The organism is Pseudomonas sp. Cab53 (assembly GCF_018325965.1).
GTDB lineage: Bacteria > Pseudomonadota > Gammaproteobacteria > Pseudomonadales > Pseudomonadaceae > Aquipseudomonas > Aquipseudomonas chlororaphis_E.
In genome coordinates, this window is record NZ_AP021902.1 from 949,107 (window position 1) to 967,333 (window position 18,227).

An 18,227-nucleotide genomic window follows, 5' to 3' on the forward strand; every position below is an offset into this window, starting at 1 on the left:
GGCGCGAACTTTAGGGCGTGAGGGGCCTGAGATCAACTAAAAATGTCGCGTTTTTGCACACATCCGTCGTGCGGGCGGCGACAGCTCCTGATGTAACCGACCTGCATGACAGATTGATGTTCCCCTGGATCGGTCAATGACGGCGCTCGCTGCGATACAGGTTCGAGGTTTGGGGTCTGTGTGGGGCGAGCGCGCTTACTCGCGCTGAGGTGCATAGCGGCCCCAAAAGGTGGTCATTACGCAACCGAGCGGGAGCAGGCTCCTGGCTACAGGGACAGGCGTAGCTCATTTGTTGATCAATGACCCGCCTGTTATGAGGAAAACGTTTAATTAACCTCGATTGACTGTCACTTCTGACAGTAGGCGCTCGCCCAAGATTACCGAATACTCAAATCCAGACAGTCGTTCTTCATGATTTTAATGCTGCGGATACCGGCTTATATCCGGCGCGCGGCGTATTGAATTGTGCCTTGAATCACTGCGGATTTTGCGATGTAGAGAACTCCAGGAGAGGGACATGCGCAAGTATCGGGTCATCTTGAACGCTTCTTTAATGATCGGACTCTTCACCAGTTGCGGCTTGTCACAGGCCGACCCGGGAACGGACACGGCGAAGTTGATGGAGTACTGGTATCGCTTGACTGCTCGCGATTGTGGCAGCGGCAGGTTGGCGTCCGATTGTTCAGGTCTGATACTTCGCGGGATCGCCAGTAAACAAAGTTACTTGCCCTGGGATGCCAGTCCGTTTTCACACAGTGTTGAAGCCGGCGGAAGCGGTCTTTCGGCCGGTGGCACATCGGTTTCCTACTTGAGGAAGGACGTTGAGTTCAACGGGCTGGGAATGCTCCGCTACAACGGCTTTGCGCTGACGCCCAATGATTTCGTGGACGACAAGACCCAGTTCAAGATCAAGGTGCTCTGCGCGTTTGTCATCGACTCCTGGACCAATTATCGGAACAACAACGGTTGCGGTGATTACCAGGAGAATGGCAATACCCTGGGCGTCGTCGAGGACTACTGCCAGAAGCTGAGCATCAGCAACCCCAAGGCCTGGATGGAACACTACGATCGCCAGACCCAGGACCCCGAGGTGACGAAAGCCCACCGCTTCCAATGCGGTTTCGATACGACCCGGGATTACTTCGGCAGCTATAACAAGGCCGACGCATTCAACACCTTTGTCGAGGCTCGCAAGGTGCTGGCCAAGGACCCGGAGGAGCAGGGCGATGCGATAAACACCCAGTCCGAGTTGCGGATCGAAACCTGGCCGGATAACAAGTACTGGAACAGGGACTGGAGCAGCCAGGACCGCAAGAAGTTCGACGCGCCTGTCGCCAGTGACAGCGATTCAGCAAAAGCCACGCGCCTGGAACTTCCCATCGCCGCGTTCATTTATGAAAGTGGCGTGGATTACATCGACAGAACGACCCGGGCGTTCACCGCCCGCGACTTCGCCCATGATGACCAACGCCGTTGGGTGGAGCAGGGTAATGCCTGGAAGCCGATCATCAAGGTTCAATTTCCTCGTTCTATCGGCGAAGACGCGAAGTTTGCCTACTATCCGGTCGATCAACAGATACCCGCCCCCGCGGACAGCCGTTCTTGTGATAACTACATCGAAAAACTCGAGTGGGATAACAACTATGTAGAACCGGTGCTGGGAACGATCTCCTCGCTTAAGATCACGCCCACGGCGTGTGGCAGAAAAGCCGGTGTCGGGAAAACCAATGTGGTGTTGGCCGAGTTGGCGATCAAGGCCGCAGCGCTCGATCCGAATCGCAAGGATTGGAATTTCGACAACATGGGCAGCAGCATGCGCCGCCAACTGGCCTGCCACCTCGACTCTCCGGACATCGCCGAGAACAAGCCCACCTGGAGCCTTGAGCCCGCCCGTCCCTACGTGCCCCATGACGTGATCATGAAGTTGCCGGGTGACAACAGATGTAATCCGCATTGAACGCAGGGGCCAGGCTGTCTGACCCGCCTCTGTGAGGGGCAGACGGCCCGGCCTGGGTGATGACCGGCCTTCCAGGTGACGAGCATGGCGAATCTCAGCCGCAAAAAATCGGTAAAGCTGTTCGTTTTGACGGGTTGCATGATTATCTCATTGCAGTCCCTTGCTGAAACGCTCACGGGCGCGGCCCTGCAATCGGGCGAAGAGACGGCCGCCGACTTGACCCGCCGTTACTACGATACGGCGCTCAACTGCGGTTCGCCGACGGCACCGGCCTTTCTATGCTCGGGGGTGGTGGCACGCACGACCTACGCGGGCAACTTCGACCCTTGGGACCATAGCGAGTTTTCCAGGACGACCGGGGCCGTTTCGTTTTCCTACCTGCGCGCCGATGCCCGGTTCGGCGCAGCGCCCTGGGGCACTAACGACGCCAAGCATGGCTATATCTTTTACCCCATCCTCCAGACGCCGCCGGGTAAGGCCAAGCCTTCGGTCATCTGTTATTTCCCTTACGACGGCGCCACCCTCTACCGCAGCAAGCCAGGGGCCTACGGTTGCCGGGACAGCATCACGCAGTTCGTCTACCCACAGAGCAAGCCCTGCAATGAACAGAATATTTTCACCGCCAAAGCCTGGTTGGCGCATTTTCGCAAGGTGGCCTACGGTAACCCCGCCAGTTGTGCGTGGATGGTCAACGATGGGTTGAATGAGCAAGCCACCGCCAACTTCAATGCCGGCTTGCAAGTGCGAAAGGACGTTGAACTCGAGGCCGGTGGCGCCGATTTCAACTTCAAGAACCACAACGAACTTCGAATCGAGGCGTGGCCGGAAAAAAATCCGACCCCGTTGCCCATCCAGGCGTTTTTCTGGATCTCGGGCTCCAACGATCTGGAGGCCGCCAGGACCGACCAGAAGAAATACTTCGAACGGACCCAGGGGCTGGTCGTCCCCATTGTCCGGGTGACACTGCCGCCCGGTCCGAAGGAGCATTTCAGCTTTCAATACGTCAGTGCCGACCAGGCGATCAACCCGGTGGTGCCGGCCACCGCGTGGGGCGCGCCCGGCGTGCCCAAGGCCTACAGTTCAGCCACGGGCGAGCGCTTGAGTATCAAGAATATCTACCGGGACGATTACCTCGCCGTGCAATTGCCGCTCAGTGGCCTGGGGGCTGCCGATACGGTAAGCGTGCAGTGGCGAGGGCGGGTGCCGTACAGCAGCCCGCCGGTGCGTTATGGTGACCTGCCTGCCGACAAGCAGGTGTTGATTCCCCGTCCCGAAGTGGTCGACAGCGTCGGGCTGACGGTGCCGGTGAGCTACACCGTCAAGAAAGGTGGCGTCGGCGAAACCCAGACGTCCGCCGTGTTGTACCTGGCCGTTGATCCCCAGGCCCTGGACCTTCCAGCGCCCGGTTACTCGGCCGGCACGGTGATCATCTATTCACCCGCCCCAGTGGGCTCGACGCTACGCGTACGGGCCATGGGACAGACCATCCTCGATACGGGCAGCCAACTCGTCACCGCCGGCCAGGCCAATCGCTTCGTGCTCGACCCGGCCTGGGTGGCGCAAAACCGAGGAAGAACGGTGTTGATCAACTACTCGGTCTTCACCAACCTGAGCCCGCAGTGGCTGTTTTCCCGGGTCCTCAGGGTTTCGCTGTAACGCTCAGCCGGCTGCCACTTCGGCCGGCGACACGATGCTGGTCTTGCCGCCCCGCGAGCGTCCGGAGCTCAGGTATTCGGCGATGGATTCCTGGGTCACCTCGCCGAGGAAGACCCGTTCGGCGTCCATCACCGGCAGCCACGAGCGGTTGAACTCGTACATACGCGACAGCAGGATCCGCAAGTGTTCGTCGTAGGCCGCCGTGGCGTTGAACTCGCGCAGGAACTGTGCGCAAGTACCGGTCTGGCGGTGCAGGTCACGGCGGCGCACATAGCCCAGCGCCTTGTTCTGGGCGCAGGTCACCACCACGTGGCGCCGGTCATGTTCGTCCATCAATTCCAGCGCCTCGGCCACCGGGGTTTCCGGGCTCACCGACGGGGCGTTGTCGGCCGCGTCCTCGGCCTTGACCAGCAGCAGTCGCTTGAGGGTGCTGTCCTGGCCAACGAAGTTGCTGACAAAGTCATCGGCCGGGTGCGCCAGCAGCGTGTCCGGGTGATCGCACTGGATCAGCTTGCCGGCGCGGAAAATCGCGATCTTGTCGCCCAGCTTGATGGCTTCGTCGATGTCGTGGCTGACCATGATCACGGTCTTGTTCAGCGCCCGTTGCATCTCGAAGAACTCGTTCTGGATCATCTCGCGGTTGATCGGGTCCACCGCGCCGAAGGGCTCGTCCATCAGTAGCAACGGCGCATCGGCCGCCAGGGCGCGGATCACGCCGATCCGCTGTTGCTGGCCGCCCGACAGTTCCCGTGGGTAGCGGTGCAGGTACTGCTTGGGTTCGAGCTTGATCATGCTCATCAGCTCGCGGGCACGGTCGTGGCATTTCTGCTTGTCCCAGCCGAGCAGCTTGGGCACCACCATGATGTTTTCCTCGATGGTCATGTTCGGGAACAGGCCGATCTGCTGGATCACATAGCCGATGTTGCGGCGCAGGGTCACCTCGTCGAGCCCGGTGGTGTCTTCGCCGTTGATCAGCACCTTGCCCGAGGTGGGCGGGATCAGGCGGTTGATCATCTTCAGCGTGGTGCTCTTGCCACACCCCGATGGCCCGAGGAACACGCAGATCTCGCCTTCATTGACGGTCAGGTTCACCGAGTCCACGGCCTTCACATCCTTGCCGTTGCTCTTGAAGGTTTTGCTGAGGTTTTGAAGTTCGATCATTTGAGGAGTCCTTTTGGAGTCAGCGAGCGTTGCAGCCATTGCAGGAGCAGGTCGGCGAAGATGGCCAGGAGGCTGACCAGCACGGCGCCGACGATCAGCATCGACATGTCGCTGCGGCTGATGGAAGCGAGGATGAGCACGCCCAGGCCACCGGCACCGATGGTGGCGGCGATGGTCATGACGCCGATGTTCATGACCACGGCGGTGCGCACGCCAGCCAGGATCACCGGCACGGCGATGGGTAACTCGACCATGCGCAGGCGCTGGCCGAAGGTCATGCCGATGCCGCGGGCGGCTTCACGGATGCCCGGTTCGACACCCGTGAGGGCCAAGTAGGTGTTGCGCATGATCGGCAACAGGGAATACAGGAAGACGGCGGTGATCGCCGGCATCGGCCCCAGGCCCTGGCCGAACTTGGAGTAAAACGGCAACAACAGGCCGAACAGTGCAATCGACGGGATCGTCAGCAGCACCGTCGCGCTGGCTTGCAACGGACCGGCCAGCGCCGGGAAGCGGGTCATGAAAATGCCCAGGGGCACACCGATGAAAATCGCCAGGCTCACGGCGATGCCCACCAGCGTGACGTGCTGCCAGGTCAGGTGCATCACTTGCTGCCAATCGAGATGGGAAAAGGCGTTCAACAGTTCCATGGCTTTTCCTCCTCAGGGGATGGGGTGCTGGCGCAGGAAATCGGCGGCAACGGTGGAAGGGCTTTGGTGGTCGACGTCGACCCGGGCGTTGAGCTGGCGCATGGTTTCGTCGTCGAACAGCGCCGCCAGGGGCTTGAGTTGCTCGGCCAGTTGCGGGTGGGCGTCGAGGAATGCCTGGCGCACCACCGGCGCGGCGGTGTAGTCGGGGAAGTAGTGCTTGTCGTCTTCGAGCAACTTCAGCTTGAACGCGTTCAGCCGCCCGTCAGTGGTGTACACCAGGCCGGCGAACACCTGGCCATTGCGCAGGGCGGTGTAGACCAGCCCGGCGTCCATCTGGCGGATGTTCTTGCGGGTCAGGTTCATGCTGTACTGCTCGACCATGCCTGCCAGGCCATCGGAGCGGTTGGCGAACTCGGTGTCCAGCGCCACCAGGTGGTTCTCCTGCGATTCGGCCTGCAACACCGTGTTCAACTGGCTGATGTTGTTGATCTGCGGGTACTGGCGAGCGATTTTTTCCGGCAGGGCCAGGGCGTAGGTGTTGCTGAACTTCGACGGTGCCAGCCAGGCCAGGCCTTTTTTCGCGTCGAGTTCTTTTACCCGGGCGTAGGACTGGGCGCTGTCGAGTTTTTCCGTGACGTGGTTGTAGGCCACCAGCGACACACCGGTGTACTCCCAGAGCAGGTCCAGTTGTCCGGTTTCATGGGCGCTGCGGGCCAGGTTGCTGCCCAGGCCGCCGGTGATCTGCGCGTCGTAGCCTTTGCTGCGCAGGTATTGCGCGGTGATTTCCGCCAACAGCGTCTGTTCGGTGAACACGCGCGCGCCAAGGCGGATCACCGGTTTTTCCGCCGCTTGGGCGAACCCGGCCAGCAGCAGGGCGCAGCCCAGTATCAAGCTCAACTTCTTCATGATGATTCCTTTATCCAGCGGCTTCAGGACGCACGCAAACCGCGCTCCAGCCAGAGTCGGCTGGCCAGTGTCACCAGGCCGTCGAGCAGCAGCGCCAGCAGGGCGGTGCAGGCCGCGCCGAGCAACAACTGCGGCTGGTTGTTCAAGGCGATGCCGGGGAAGATCAGGCTGCCGAGGCTGTTGGCACCGATCAGGAACGCCAATGGGGCGGTCCCGACGTTGATCGCCAGGGCCACGCGCACGCCGCCGACGATGATGGGCACGGCATTGGGCAACTCGACCTTCCACAGCACCTGGCGTGGGGTCATGCCGATGCCGACAGCGGCTTCCTTGAGGGAGCCCTGGACGTTCTTCAGGCCTTCATAGGTGTTGCGCACGATGGGCAGCAGCGAGGCGAGGAACAGGGCGAAGATCGCCGGCCCGCTGCCGATGCCGAGGATACCCAGGGCGATGGCCAGCACGGCCAGGGGCGGAACGGTGTTGCCGATGTTGAACACTTGCATGAAGCGTTCGGCGCGCCCGACCATGCCAGGGCGGCTGAGGGCGATGCCGGCGGGGATGCCCACGATCAAAGCCGCGAACATGGAAGCAAGTACCAGCATCAGGTGGGCTTGCAGGTAGAACAGCAAATCGTCGCGGTAGTGCTGGATCGTATCGATGCCGATCCAGTGGACCAACAGGGCCAGGAGGGCGACGACGACCGCACCTCCCATCAGCCCTTTGCCATAGCGGATAGCCACAGGCGGACTCCTTTGTCTTTCAGTCGGCGCACGCGTTCCCGGGCGGCGTACCTTCATTGGCGGCCGGGAAAGCGTTCGCGGGGAGCAGCTCTTGTCGATGCCGGCCAGCGGCATGTCACGGGAGCCATGGGCGCAGCTTCGTCAGGCTAACTTGCTGATTTTCCAGGCCCTGACGAAAAGCTGTCGCAGGGGGTGGACGTCTGCGCCGGGCAAAAGGTTCCCAGGTCGGGAAAGATCGGGCCCACAGGGATGCGCTCAACGGTTCGGTTCCTGGCACAAGTTGAGCTATAATCGCCGCCCTTTTTTGTCACCAGCCAGGCGATTTCCCATGACCAAACAGGCCGCCGAAGTCGCGAAACGCCGCACTTTCGCCATTATTTCCCACCCCGATGCCGGTAAGACCACCATCACCGAAAAACTTTTGCTGATGGGCAAGGCGATTGCGGTCGCCGGCACGGTGAAGTCGCGCAAATCCGACCGCCATGCCACCTCCGACTGGATGGAAATGGAAAAACAACGGGGTATCTCCATTACCACGTCGGTCATGCAGTTCCCGTATCGCGATCACATGATCAACCTGCTCGACACCCCAGGCCACGAAGACTTCTCCGAAGACACCTACCGCACCCTGACGGCCGTGGACTCGGCGCTGATGGTCCTCGACGGCGGTAAGGGCGTCGAGCCACGGACCATCGCGCTGATGGACGTCTGCCGCCTGCGGGACACGCCGATCGTCAGCTTCATCAACAAACTCGATCGTGACATCCGCGACCCGATCGAACTGCTCGACGAGATCGAAGCGGTTCTCAAGATCAAGGCCGCGCCCATCACCTGGCCGATCGGCTGCTACCGCGATTTCAAGGGCGTGTACCACCTGGCGGGCGACTACATCATCGTCTACACCGCCGGCCACGGGCATGAGCGCACCGAAACCCGGATCATCGAGAAGCTCGACTCCGACGAGGCCCGCGCCCACCTGGGCGACGAGTACGAGCGCTTCATCGAGCAACTGGAGCTGGTGCAGGGCGCCTGCCACGAGTTCGACCAGCAGGCATTCATCGACGGCCAGATGACGCCGGTGTTCTTCGGCACCGCCCTGGGCAACTTCGGGGTCGACCATGTCCTCGACGCCGTGGTCGACTGGGCCCCGCGCCCGCTGGCACGGGTCGCCAACGAGCGCACCGTCGAGCCGGTGGAAGAGAAGTTCACAGGCTTCGTGTTCAAGATCCAGGCGAACATGGACCCCAAGCACCGCGACCGCATCGCGTTCATGCGCATTTGCTCCGGCAAGTACGAAAAAGGCATGAAGATGCGCCACGTGCGCACCGGCAAGGACGTGCGCATCGGCGACGCCCTGACCTTCTTCTCCTCGGAGCGCGAGCAACTGGAAGAGGCCTTCGCCGGTGACATCATCGGCTTGCACAACCACGGCACCATTCAGATCGGCGACACCTTCACCGAAGGCGAAGCCCTGGGCTTCACCGGCATCCCGCACTTCGCCCCGGAACTGTTCCGCCGCGTACGCCTGAAAGACCCGCTCAAGTCCAAGCAACTGCGCCAGGGGCTTCAGCAACTGGCCGAAGAAGGCGCCACCCAGGTGTTCTTCCCGGAGCGCAGCAACGACATCATCCTCGGCGCGGTCGGCGTGCTGCAGTTCGACGTCGTCGCCAGCCGCCTGAAGGAGGAATACAAGGTCGAGTGCTCCTACGAGCCGATCACCGTCTATTCCGCCCGCTGGGTGGATTGCAGCGATAAGAAAAAGCTCGAGGAGTTCTCCAACAAGGCTGTGGAAAACCTCGCGCTGGACGGCGGTGGCCACCTGACCTACCTGGCGCCGACCCGGGTCAACCTGGCGTTGATGGAAGAGCGCTGGCCGGATGTGAAATTCCGAGCGACGCGCGAGCACCACTAAGCGTCAAGTGTCAGACCGAAAACCCGCCGCGAAAGCCGCGGGTTTTTTGTGGGGCTAAAAAGTTGTTTTAACCCTCAGTCATCCGGCAACAAGAAGCGTGCTGACTTTTCGCTGTTGGACACCTCTGGCATGGGTGGCGATGCATTTTTTGGTGTCAGAATTTCAGTGAGTTTCGTACAGAACCTAACAGTTCTGCTAGTGGCTGAAGGCAGGGAACTAAGCTATATATCCCGACAAGACTCATTGTGGCGGTGATTGCCATGTCTGCAAAAGAAGAAAGTGTTCAGGTTATCTATAGCTATGACCCGCTTGACCGGCACACACACACCAAAAACTCGGTCGATACGCGTGTCCAGATATTTTACCGCGGCGACCGTGTCGCTACTGAACTAGCGGGCGATACCGTACGTACGGTATTTGAAGCCGAAAGCGCTGTCCTCGCCCAACAGACCACGAAGGAGGGCGCTCAGGAAACTATGTTGATCGCCCATGATGACAAACGCTCGCCCCTTCTCAACCTAAGGGCGAACGAGGCAGTGCCAGAAACGACGGCATACACCGCGTTTGGCCACAGCCCTGTCGAAAAATCCACGCAGCGGGTATTGGGTTTTAATGGAGAGCGTCCCGATAAAAGTAGCGGTTTCTATTTGTTGGGTAATGGTTACCGTGCTTTTAATACGGTGCTGATGCGCTTTAATAGCCCGGACAATCGAAGCCCGTTTGGCGAAGGAGGTATCAATGCCTATGCGTATTGTGCGGGCGATCCTGTTAATAGGACGGATCCGTCTGGGCATTCCTGGATGTCGCTCTTCAAGGGTATAGCTAATCTTGCTGGACGGCAGAGTCCGACGATGCAGAACGTTGGTAGGTATGCCCGAGTGAAGACCTCCGGGACCCAGTTCAAAATTTATGCAAGGTCATCTGTCAGCGCTCCCTTTGAGCGTATAGGCCGTTTCCCTAGAAGAGCCGGGTTTACGCAAGAAAATATCATTGAACTGGCCAACACTCATAACGCAAAAATGATCGCCAGGGACCAAAAAGTTTTGGCAAAACAGGCGGCCAATCAACGAAGGTCAGCCGCCGCTGCTGCAAGAAGAACAGAAGTAAGCAACAGGATGAAGTCTGATCCGGAAGTTGAGAGGCTTCAGTGGGAATTAGCAGTAGCTGAGGGGGATATTGCCCGCGCCGAAAGTGCGTTTAGATCACGTGGAGGTAGGCTTAATCACGACAATTATTTTACTCCCGAAGAAAATGCCGCGTTTGCTAGACATACACGTGTAACCGATCAGCTAAGCCGTATAAGAGAAATGCATGAGCGCAACGTGCGGCTTTTAGGGGATCTCTGAAATTGACTTCCTGAGTTTGCAAATTCTCCGGGACACCAGGAAGCGGGTTTTTTGTTGTCACTCGATGCACCAGCCGCGTAAGTCTCTGTGGGAGCAAGCCGCCTCCTACTTGATCCCGTGTGCCAGGCTGGGGCCCCTGTGGGAGCGAGCTTGCTCGCGAAGGCGGTGTGTCATTCAAGAGGGATGTTGGCGGATAGACCGCTTTCGCGAGCAAGCCCGCTCTCACAAGGGGCCACAAGGGGCAGGGGTCATAACTGGACGAGATAAGTGTTATTCGAAACCAATCTGCCCATCGACGGCATTTCTGGCCATCTCTGAGCGTCCTAATGGGTGAACCGGTCTGTTCAGCATTGGATTTTCTTGAGCCGTCAGGCCCTGGCTCCATCCGCGAAAGAAGGAATCGGCTATGAACACACTGCTGCGCATGATGTTTTTGTTGAAGGTGTTGGTGATGTTGTCCCTCGGTTCGTCGGCGGCTTGGGCGGAGTGCGACCAGCACGAACAACACGCCTGGAACGGGCAGGTTGGCCAGGGCGACATGATGCTGGCCGCGACCCAGGAGCCCGGCGATCAGGACGATGACGATTCGACCATCGACCAGCCGGACACTGACGACGGTGATGAAGGCGACGAGGGTGACAGCCAGACGTAGCTTTCACCGTTCAGAAAAATTGTGGCGAGGGGATTTACCCCCGCTGGACTGCGCAGCAGTCCCAAAAAAACAGGACTGCTTCGCAGCCCAGCGGGGATAAATCCCCTCGCCACAGCAGACGCGAGCTGATCGTTACGCCGCGCCGTAGAGGAACTGCTCGGCGTAGTGACACGCCACCAGCCGGTTATCGAGCGGACGCAGGGCCGGTTCTTCGGTCTTGCAGCGCTCGGTGGCATACGGGCAGCGTTTGTGGAACGCGCAGCCGGGCGGTGGGTTGAGCGGGTTGGGCAGTTCGCCGACGATCTTGATCTTGGGCTTGTTCGGGTCCGGGTGGATGGTCGGGGTGGCCGACAGCAGCGCCTGGGTGTACGGGTGCAGCGGGCGGCTGTAAATGTTTTCGTTGGGCCCCATTTCCACCGGACGACCGAGGTACATCACCATCACGTCATCGGCCACGTGCTGGACCACCGCCAGGTTGTGGGAGATGAACACGTAGGCGGTGTTGAATTCCTGCTGCAGGTCCATGAACAGGTTCAGCACCTGGGCCTGGATCGAGACGTCCAGCGCCGAGGTCGGTTCGTCCGCCACCAGCACCTTGGGTTGCAGCATCATGGCGCGGGCCAGGGCGATACGCTGGCGCTGGCCGCCGGAGAACATGTGCGGGTAGCGCTGGTAGTGCTCGGGGCGCAGACCCACCTGCTTCATCATGGCCTGGACTTTTTCCCGACGCTCGATGGCCGACAAGCTGGTGTTGATGAGCAGCGGCTCGGCCAGTTGGTCGCCGACTTTCTGCCGTGGGTTGAGCGATGCGTACGGGCTCTGGAACACCATCTGCACGTCTTTGCGCAACTGCTTGCGCTCGGCCTTGTTGGCGCCGGCCACTTCCTGGCCAGCGATCTTCAGGGAGCCCGAGGAGGGCTCCTCGATCAACGTCAGGGCCCGGGCGAGGGTGGATTTGCCGCAACCGGATTCGCCCACCACGGCCAGGGTCTTGCCGGCCTCGAGTTCGAACGACACACCGTTGAGGGCGCGCACGGTCGCATGGCCCTTGAACATGCCACGGGACACTTCGTAATGACGGGTCAGGTCACGGGCGGTAAGTACGACGGCCATCACGCCACCTCCTGGTTCAACGGGTAGAAGCAGCGGGCGAGGCTGGCGGTTTTCGGGTCAAGGGCCGGGCGTTGTTGGCGGCAGTTTTCCTGCACGTAGGGGCAGCGCGGCGACAGCAGGCAGCCTTGCGGGCGGTCGTAGCGGCCGGGAACGATGCCTGGCAATGTCGCCAGCCGCTCGGCGCCCATGCTGTGCTCGGGAATCGCCGCCAGCAATGCTTCGCTGTAGGGGTGTGCCGGGATGTCGAACAGCTCCGGCACCTTGCCCACTTCCACGGCCTGGCCGGCGTACATCACGCACACGCGCTGGGCGGTCTCGGCCACCACGGCGAGGTCGTGGGTGATCAGCACCAGGCCCATGTCCTGCTCTTTTTGCAGGGCCAGCAGCAGGTCCATGATCTGCGCCTGGATGGTCACGTCCAGGGCGGTGGTCGGTTCGTCGGCGATCAGCAGCTTTGGCTCGCCGGCAATGGCCATGGCGATTGCCACGCGTTGGCTCATGCCACCGGACAACTGATGAGGGTAGGCGTCCATGCGGCTGGCGGCGCCGGGGATCTCGACTTTTTCCAGCAACTCGATGGCACGCTTGCGGGCAGCCTTGCCGGACATTTTCAGGTGCAGGCGCAGCACTTCTTCGATCTGGAAGCCCACGGTGTAGCTGGGGTTGAGCGCGGTCATCGGGTCCTGGAAGACCATTGCCAGGTCCTTGCCGACGATCTGCCGACGCTGGCGAGCGCTCAGCTTGAGCATGTTCTTGCCGTCGAAGTTCAGCGCGTCGGCGGTGACGATGCCGGGGTGCTCGATCAGGCCCATCAGCGCCATCATGGTCACGGATTTACCCGAGCCCGACTCGCCGACGATCGCCAGCACTTCGCCTTTTTCCACGCTCAGGTCCAGGCCGTCGACCACCGGCACGGCCGTGGCGTCGCCGAAGCGGACGTTGAGATTCTTGATTTCTAACAGTGACATGGGAATCTCCTCAGGCGGCATTCTTGAGTTTCGGGTCCAGCGCATCGCGCAGCCCGTCGCCCATCAGGTTGATTGCCAGCACGCTGAGCAAAATGGTCAGGCCAGGCAGGCTCACCACCCACCAGGCGCGTTCGATGTAGTCGCGGGCCGAGGCCAGCATGGTGCCCCACTCCGGGGTCGGCGGCTGGACGCCGAGGCCGAGGAAGCCCAGGGCGGCGGCGTCGAGGATCGCCGAGGAAAAGCTCAAGGTCGCCTGCACGATCAGCGGCGCCATGCAGTTGGGCAGCACGGTGATGAACATCAGGCGCGGCAGGCCGGCACCGGCCAGGCGGGCAGCGGTCACGTAGTCGCGGTTCAGTTCACCCATCACCGCTGCGCGGGTCAGGCGCACGTAGGACGGCAGCGATACGATGGCGATGGCGATCACGGTGTTGATCAGGCCTGGGCCGAGGATGGCGACGATCGCCACGGCCAGCAGCAGCGAAGGCAGGGCCAGCATGATGTCCATCAGGCGCATGATGGTCGGGCCGAGGATGCGCGGGAAGAACCCGGCGAACAGCCCCAGCAGGATGCCCGGGATCAGCGACATCACCACCGACGACAAGCCGATCAGCAGCGACAGGCGCGAGCCCTGGATCAGGCGCGAGAGCAGGTCGCGGCCCAGTTCGTCGGTGCCGAGCAGGAACTGCATCTGGCCGCCTTCGAGCCAGGCCGGCGGCGTCAGCAGGAAGTCGCGGTACTGCTCGCTCGGGTCATGGGGTGCGACCCAGGGCGCGAAGATCGCACAGAACACGATCAGGATCATGAACAGCAGCCCGGCCACGGCGCCCTTGTTACGGGAAAACGCCTGCCAGAATTCTTTGTACGGGGACGGGTACAGCAGGCTTTGATCGACTGCTACCGAAGGAGTTGGAGTACTCATGGATTTGATCTCAGCGCTGGTGACGGATGCGTGGGTTGGCAAAGCCGTAGAGGATGTCCACGACGAAGTTGACCAGAATCACCAGGCAGGCGATTAACAGGATGCCGTTCTGCACCACGGGATAATCCCGGGCGCCGATGGCTTCGATCAGCCACTTGCCGATACCCGGCCAGGAGAAGATCGTTTCGGTCAGCACCGCACCGGCCAGCAGGGTGCCGACTTGCAGGCCGACCACGGTCAGCACCGGGATCAGTGCGTTGCGCAGGCCATGCACGAACACCACCCGCGACGGCGACAGGCCTTTGGCCTTGGCGGTGCGGATGTAGTCCTCGCGCAGCACTTCAAGCATCGAAGAGCGAGTCATGCGGGCGATCACCGCCAGCGGGATGGTGCCCAGCACGATGGCCGGCAGGATCAGGTGGTGCAGGGCATCGAGGAAGGCGCCCGGCTCATCGGCGAGCAGGGTGTCGATCAGCATGAAGCCGGTTTTGGGCTCGATGTCGTAGAGCAGGTCGATCCGGCCCGACACCGGGGTCCAGCCCAGGCTCACCGAGAAGAACATGATCAGGATCAGGCCCCACCAGAAGATCGGCATCGAATAACCCGCCAGGGAGATGCCCATCACCCCGTGGTCGAACAGGGACCCTCGCTTGAGTGCCGCGATCACCCCGGCCAGCAGGCCCAGGATACCGGCGAACAACAGGGCGGCCATGGACAGTTCCAGGGTCGCGGGAAACAGGGAGCTGAACTCGGTCCATACGCTTTCACGGGTGCGCAGCGATTCGCCGAGGTCGCCGTGGGCCAATTTGCCGATGTAGTCCAGGTACTGGGCATACAGCGGCTTGTTGAGGCCAAGGCGTTCCATTGCCTGAGCATGCATTTCGGGATCGACCCGACGTTCGCCCATCATCACTTCCACGGGGTCGCCGGGGATCATGCGAATCAACGCGAAGGTCAGCAGGGTGATGCCGAAGAACGTGGGGATCAGTAATCCCAGTCGGCGGGCAATAAAACTAAACATCTTAAGGTGTACCTCATCAGCCGGTTAGGCGTGCCCGGCGCCGCTTGGTAAGCGATGCCGGGCGTTTTCTTATCTACTTCACCTGGGTGGTGGCGAAGTTGTTGGTGGTGAGCGGGCTAATCACATAGCCCTCTACGTTGTTGCGCATTGCCGTGAACATCCGGGTGTGGGCCATGCTGATCCATGGCAGGTCCTGGTTGAAAATCACCTGGGCCTGTTCATAGAGCTTGATGCGCTCCTCAGGGTTCACCGAGGCGCGGGCCTGATCGATCAGTGCCTGGAATTTCTCGTTGCACCAGCGTGCATAGTTTTCGCCGTTCTTGGCCGCCTCGCAACTGAGCATAGGCGTCAGGAAGTTATCCGGGTCGCCGTTGTCGCCCGCCCATCCGGCGGACACCATGTCGTGCTCGCCATTTTTGGCGCGCTTGAGCATTTCGCCCCATTCCATCACGCGAATGTCGACCTTGATCCCGACCTTCGCCAGGTCCGCCTGCATCATCTGCGCGCCGAGCATCGGGTTGGGGTTGGTCGGGCCGCCACCGTTGCGGGTGAACAGGGTGAACACGGTGCCTTCCGGTACGCCGGCGTCCTTGAGCAACTGGCGGGCCTTGTCCAGGTCCCGTGGCGGGTTCTTCAGGTCGTGGTTGAAGCCCAGCAGCGTCGGCGGGTACGGGTTGACCGCCACGGTGGCGTTGCCCTTGCCGAACAGCGCATTGACGTAGGCTTCCTTGTCGAAGGCCAGGTCGATGGCCTGGCGCACCCGCACGTCGCTCATGTACTTGTGGCTGGTGTTCATGGCGACGTAGGACACGGTCATCGCGTCCAGCTCGGTGACCTTCAGGTTCGGGTCTTTCTTGATGTTCGGGATGTCATCGGGTTTGGGGTACAGCGCGACCTGGCACTCATTGGTCTTGAGCTTTTGCATGCGCACGTTGTTGTCGGTGGCGATGGCCAGCACCAGGGCATCGGCCGGCGGCTTGCCGCGGAAGTAGTCCGGGTTGGCCTTGAAGCGCACCTGGGCGTCCTTGTTGTAGCGCTGGAAGACGAACGGCCCGGTGCCAATCGGCTTGCTGTTGAGGTCGCCGGCCTTGCCGGCCTTGAGCAACTGGTCGGCGTATTCGGCCGGGTAGATCGAGGAGAAGGCCATGGCGATGTCGGCCAGGAACGGCGCTTCGCGGCGGGTCAGGGTGAACTTGACCGTGTGTTCGTCGACTTTCTCGACGCTTTTGAGCAGCTCTTTGAAGCCCATGCTTTCAAAGTAGGGGAAGCCCACGCTCGACAGTTTGTGCCATGGGTGATTCGGGTCCAGCTGGCGCTGGAAGCTCCAGACCACGTCGTCGGCGTTCATGTCGCGGGTCGGCTTGAAGTATTCGGTGGTGTGGAACTTGACGCCTTTGCGCAGATGGAACGTGTACGTCAGGCCATCGTCACTGATGTCCCAGGATTCGGCCAGGGCCGGAATCACTTCGGTGGTGCCGGGCTTGAAGTCGGCCAGGCGGTTGAAAATGGTTTCTGCCACGGCATCGGCAGTGACTGCAGTCGTGTACTGGACCATGTCGAAGCCTTCCGGGCTGGCTTCTGTGCACACCACCAGGGGCTTGGCCGTGGCGCCAACGGCGACGCTCAGCAGCGCAGCGGCGATGGCTGCACGTAGGGGAATCATGTTCATCGTCAATCCTCTGCAATCGGTTAATGGCAAAAGCCGGGCGGCCGACCTCGTGAGTCGACCGCCCGGTGGAGCGTTAGAGAATGTTGAACGGGATGGTGGTCACCAGGCGGAACTCGTTGAGGCTGCCGTCGGCCTGGTTTTCGCTGGCCCGGTGTGCAGTGTAGGTCGCCCGGATCGCGGTGGCCTTGAGCGGGCCACTCTGTACGGCGTAGGAAGCACCGACGCCGTATTCGTAGTGGTGCTCGCCGTCCATCGCTTTCACATCGCTGTAGCCGGTGCTGTTGTAGTGGGTGCCGTCGATGCCCCAGCCGCGGGCCTGGTAGATGTTGAACTTCAGGCCTGGCACGCCGTATTCAGCCATGTTCAGGCCATAGGCGATCTGGAAGGACTTCTCGTTCGGGCCGTTGAAGTCCGACAGCAGGGAGTTGGCCAGGTAGATGCCGTTGGTTTCATGCAGGTAGTCGAAGTACTCGTTGCCGTTCACTTCCTGGTACGAGAACGTCAGGCTATGGGCCTGGTGGGTCAGGCCGAACGACAGGGAGTAGGTGTCGTTGTCGATATCGCCCAGTTTGCTTTTGCCCGAGTCCACGGTCTTGTAGTAGTTCAGGCCGGTGGTCAGGCTCAGCACCGAGCTGTCGCCCAGTTCATGGGTGGCGCCGAAGTAGTACTGGTTCCACATGTCTTCGGCCTGGGTCGCCCAGAGGCTGGTCTTCAGGCTGGCCAGAGGCTGGTAGGTGATACCGGCGGTGTTGACGTGATCGGTTTCAACGCTGCTGTCGCCGTATTCGGAGCGGAACTTGCGCAGGCTCTCTTCGGTACGTGGCGAGTTGCGGTCGAAGGTGGCGATGTCGAAGCCGAGGTTCTCGAACTCCTCGCTGTGCAGGCTCACGCCCTGGAAGCTGGAGGGCAGGGCACGGTTGCCGATCACGTCGACCATCGGGCTGCTGAAGTTCTGGCGGCCGGCGGTCAGGGTGGTGTTCGACACGCGGGCCTTGACGTTGGCCAGGCCCAGTTTGCTCCACTGGCCGACGGCGTCGCCGCCTTCGCGGGTCAGGGTACGGTTGTTGCCAGCGCCCGGACGGGTGGTCGGTGCGCCGCCATTGTTGGAGGCCAGGTCCTTGCGATCCTGGTCCAGGGCGATGGCGTTGTAGGCGGCCAGTTCGGTGCTGAAACCGACGGTGCCTTCGGTGAAGCCCGAGTTGTACTTGATGATGGTGCCTTGCAACCAGTTGATACGGCGGTCGGTTTCACGGGCTTCGCCGTTCTTGCGATAGGTGAGTTTCGCGCCCCGCTTGAATTGCTCGTTGGCGTACCAGTTACGGGTCGACCCGGTCACTGATTGCCCATCGATGAACCCCTTGGCTTCGCTTTGTTCACTGCTGGTCTTGAGGGTCACCGGGGTGACCGCCTGGCTTTGCGACTCGGCATACGCCGTCGCGGTCACGCTGCTGATGGCCAGGGCCAGTAACGCGGTGCTGCTCAATTTCATGGGTGAAGCTCCTTTTTTTCTTTCTTTATTTATGCCGGTCTTTTTTGGTGATACGGCTTGGGTTT

Annotated in this window: 15 protein-coding genes; 5 read left to right on the forward strand and 10 right to left on the reverse strand. The window is 61.1% G+C overall.

The genetic code is table 11. The features are described 5' to 3' along the window. Positions 1–517: 517 nt before the first annotated feature. Entirely contained in the window at positions 518–1,957 is a 1,440-nt protein-coding gene (locus KI241_RS04000) for a DUF2599 domain-containing protein (RefSeq protein WP_212803412.1), read from the forward strand. 138 nt (positions 1,958–2,095) lie between these two features. Continuing rightward, positions 2,096–3,613, forward strand: a complete 1,518-nt coding sequence (locus KI241_RS04005; RefSeq protein WP_212803413.1) for a hypothetical protein — start codon at positions 2,096–2,098, stop codon at positions 3,611–3,613. 3 nt (positions 3,614–3,616) lie between these two features. Here KI241_RS04005 and KI241_RS04010 read toward each other — a convergent pair whose 3' ends face one another. The 4 genes from KI241_RS04010 to KI241_RS04025 are packed head-to-tail and all read right to left on the reverse strand — an operon-like array spanning position 3,617 to position 7,043. Then, positions 3,617–4,774: an ABC transporter ATP-binding protein gene (locus KI241_RS04010; protein WP_212803414.1), complete on the reverse strand. Its 1,158-nt coding sequence runs from the start codon at positions 4,772–4,774 to the stop codon at positions 3,617–3,619. Next, entirely contained in the window at positions 4,771–5,424 is a 654-nt protein-coding gene (locus KI241_RS04015) for an ABC transporter permease (RefSeq protein ID WP_042731843.1), read from the reverse strand. The genes KI241_RS04010 and KI241_RS04015 overlap by 4 nt, the downstream gene beginning before the upstream one ends. Positions 5,425–5,436: 12 nt before the next feature. After that, positions 5,437–6,330 (reverse strand): glycine betaine ABC transporter substrate-binding protein, encoded by an 894-nt coding sequence (locus KI241_RS04020; protein ID WP_042731844.1) that lies wholly within the window; start codon positions 6,328–6,330, stop codon positions 5,437–5,439. Positions 6,331–6,353: 23 nt separating this feature from the next. After that, positions 6,354–7,043 carry an ABC transporter permease gene (locus KI241_RS04025; protein WP_185057636.1) on the reverse strand — a complete coding sequence of 230 codons (690 nt, stop codon included), beginning with the start codon at positions 7,041–7,043 and terminating at the stop codon, positions 6,354–6,356. A gap of 355 nt (positions 7,044–7,398) precedes the next feature. On the opposite strand from KI241_RS04025, the gene KI241_RS04030 reads away from it, so the two are divergent. The 3 genes from KI241_RS04030 (at position 7,399) to KI241_RS04040 (ending at position 10,980) form a co-directional block, all read left to right on the forward strand. Then, a complete protein-coding gene (locus tag KI241_RS04030) occupies positions 7,399–8,982 on the forward strand; it encodes a peptide chain release factor 3 (protein ID WP_042731846.1) in 1,584 nt (527 codons plus the stop codon). A gap of 260 nt (positions 8,983–9,242) precedes the next feature. Then, positions 9,243–10,328, forward strand: coding sequence for an RHS repeat-associated core domain-containing protein (locus KI241_RS04035; protein ID WP_237614181.1), 1,086 nt, complete (start codon positions 9,243–9,245; stop codon positions 10,326–10,328). Between the two features lie 406 nt (positions 10,329–10,734). Beyond that, positions 10,735–10,980 (forward strand): hypothetical protein, encoded by a 246-nt coding sequence (locus tag KI241_RS04040; RefSeq protein ID WP_042731847.1) that lies wholly within the window; start codon positions 10,735–10,737, stop codon positions 10,978–10,980. A 132-nt stretch (positions 10,981–11,112) separates the two neighbouring features. On the opposite strand, the gene KI241_RS04045 is transcribed toward KI241_RS04040, so the two are convergent. From KI241_RS04045 to KI241_RS04070, 6 genes are all read right to left on the reverse strand, one after another. After that, entirely contained in the window at positions 11,113–12,093 is a 981-nt protein-coding gene (locus tag KI241_RS04045; RefSeq protein WP_212803415.1) for a peptide ABC transporter ATP-binding protein, read from the reverse strand. Beyond that, positions 12,093–13,061, reverse strand: a complete 969-nt coding sequence (locus KI241_RS04050) for an ABC transporter ATP-binding protein (protein ID WP_042732219.1) — start codon at positions 13,059–13,061, stop codon at positions 12,093–12,095. The genes KI241_RS04045 and KI241_RS04050 overlap by 1 nt, the downstream gene beginning before the upstream one ends. Positions 13,062–13,071: 10 nt before the next feature. Then, on the reverse strand, positions 13,072–13,983 hold the full coding sequence (locus tag KI241_RS04055; protein ID WP_042732218.1) for an ABC transporter permease subunit: 912 nt from the start codon (positions 13,981–13,983) through the stop codon (positions 13,072–13,074). A gap of 10 nt (positions 13,984–13,993) precedes the next feature. After that, a complete protein-coding gene (locus KI241_RS04060; protein WP_030139822.1) occupies positions 13,994–15,004 on the reverse strand; it encodes an ABC transporter permease subunit in 1,011 nt (336 codons plus the stop codon). A gap of 73 nt (positions 15,005–15,077) precedes the next feature. Further along, a complete protein-coding gene (locus tag KI241_RS04065) occupies positions 15,078–16,673 on the reverse strand; it encodes an ABC transporter substrate-binding protein (RefSeq protein WP_042732217.1) in 1,596 nt (531 codons plus the stop codon). A gap of 73 nt (positions 16,674–16,746) precedes the next feature. After that, on the reverse strand, positions 16,747–18,162 hold the full coding sequence (locus tag KI241_RS04070; RefSeq protein WP_047738316.1) for an OprD family porin: 1,416 nt from the start codon (positions 18,160–18,162) through the stop codon (positions 16,747–16,749). Between the last annotated feature and the right edge of the window lie 65 nt (positions 18,163–18,227).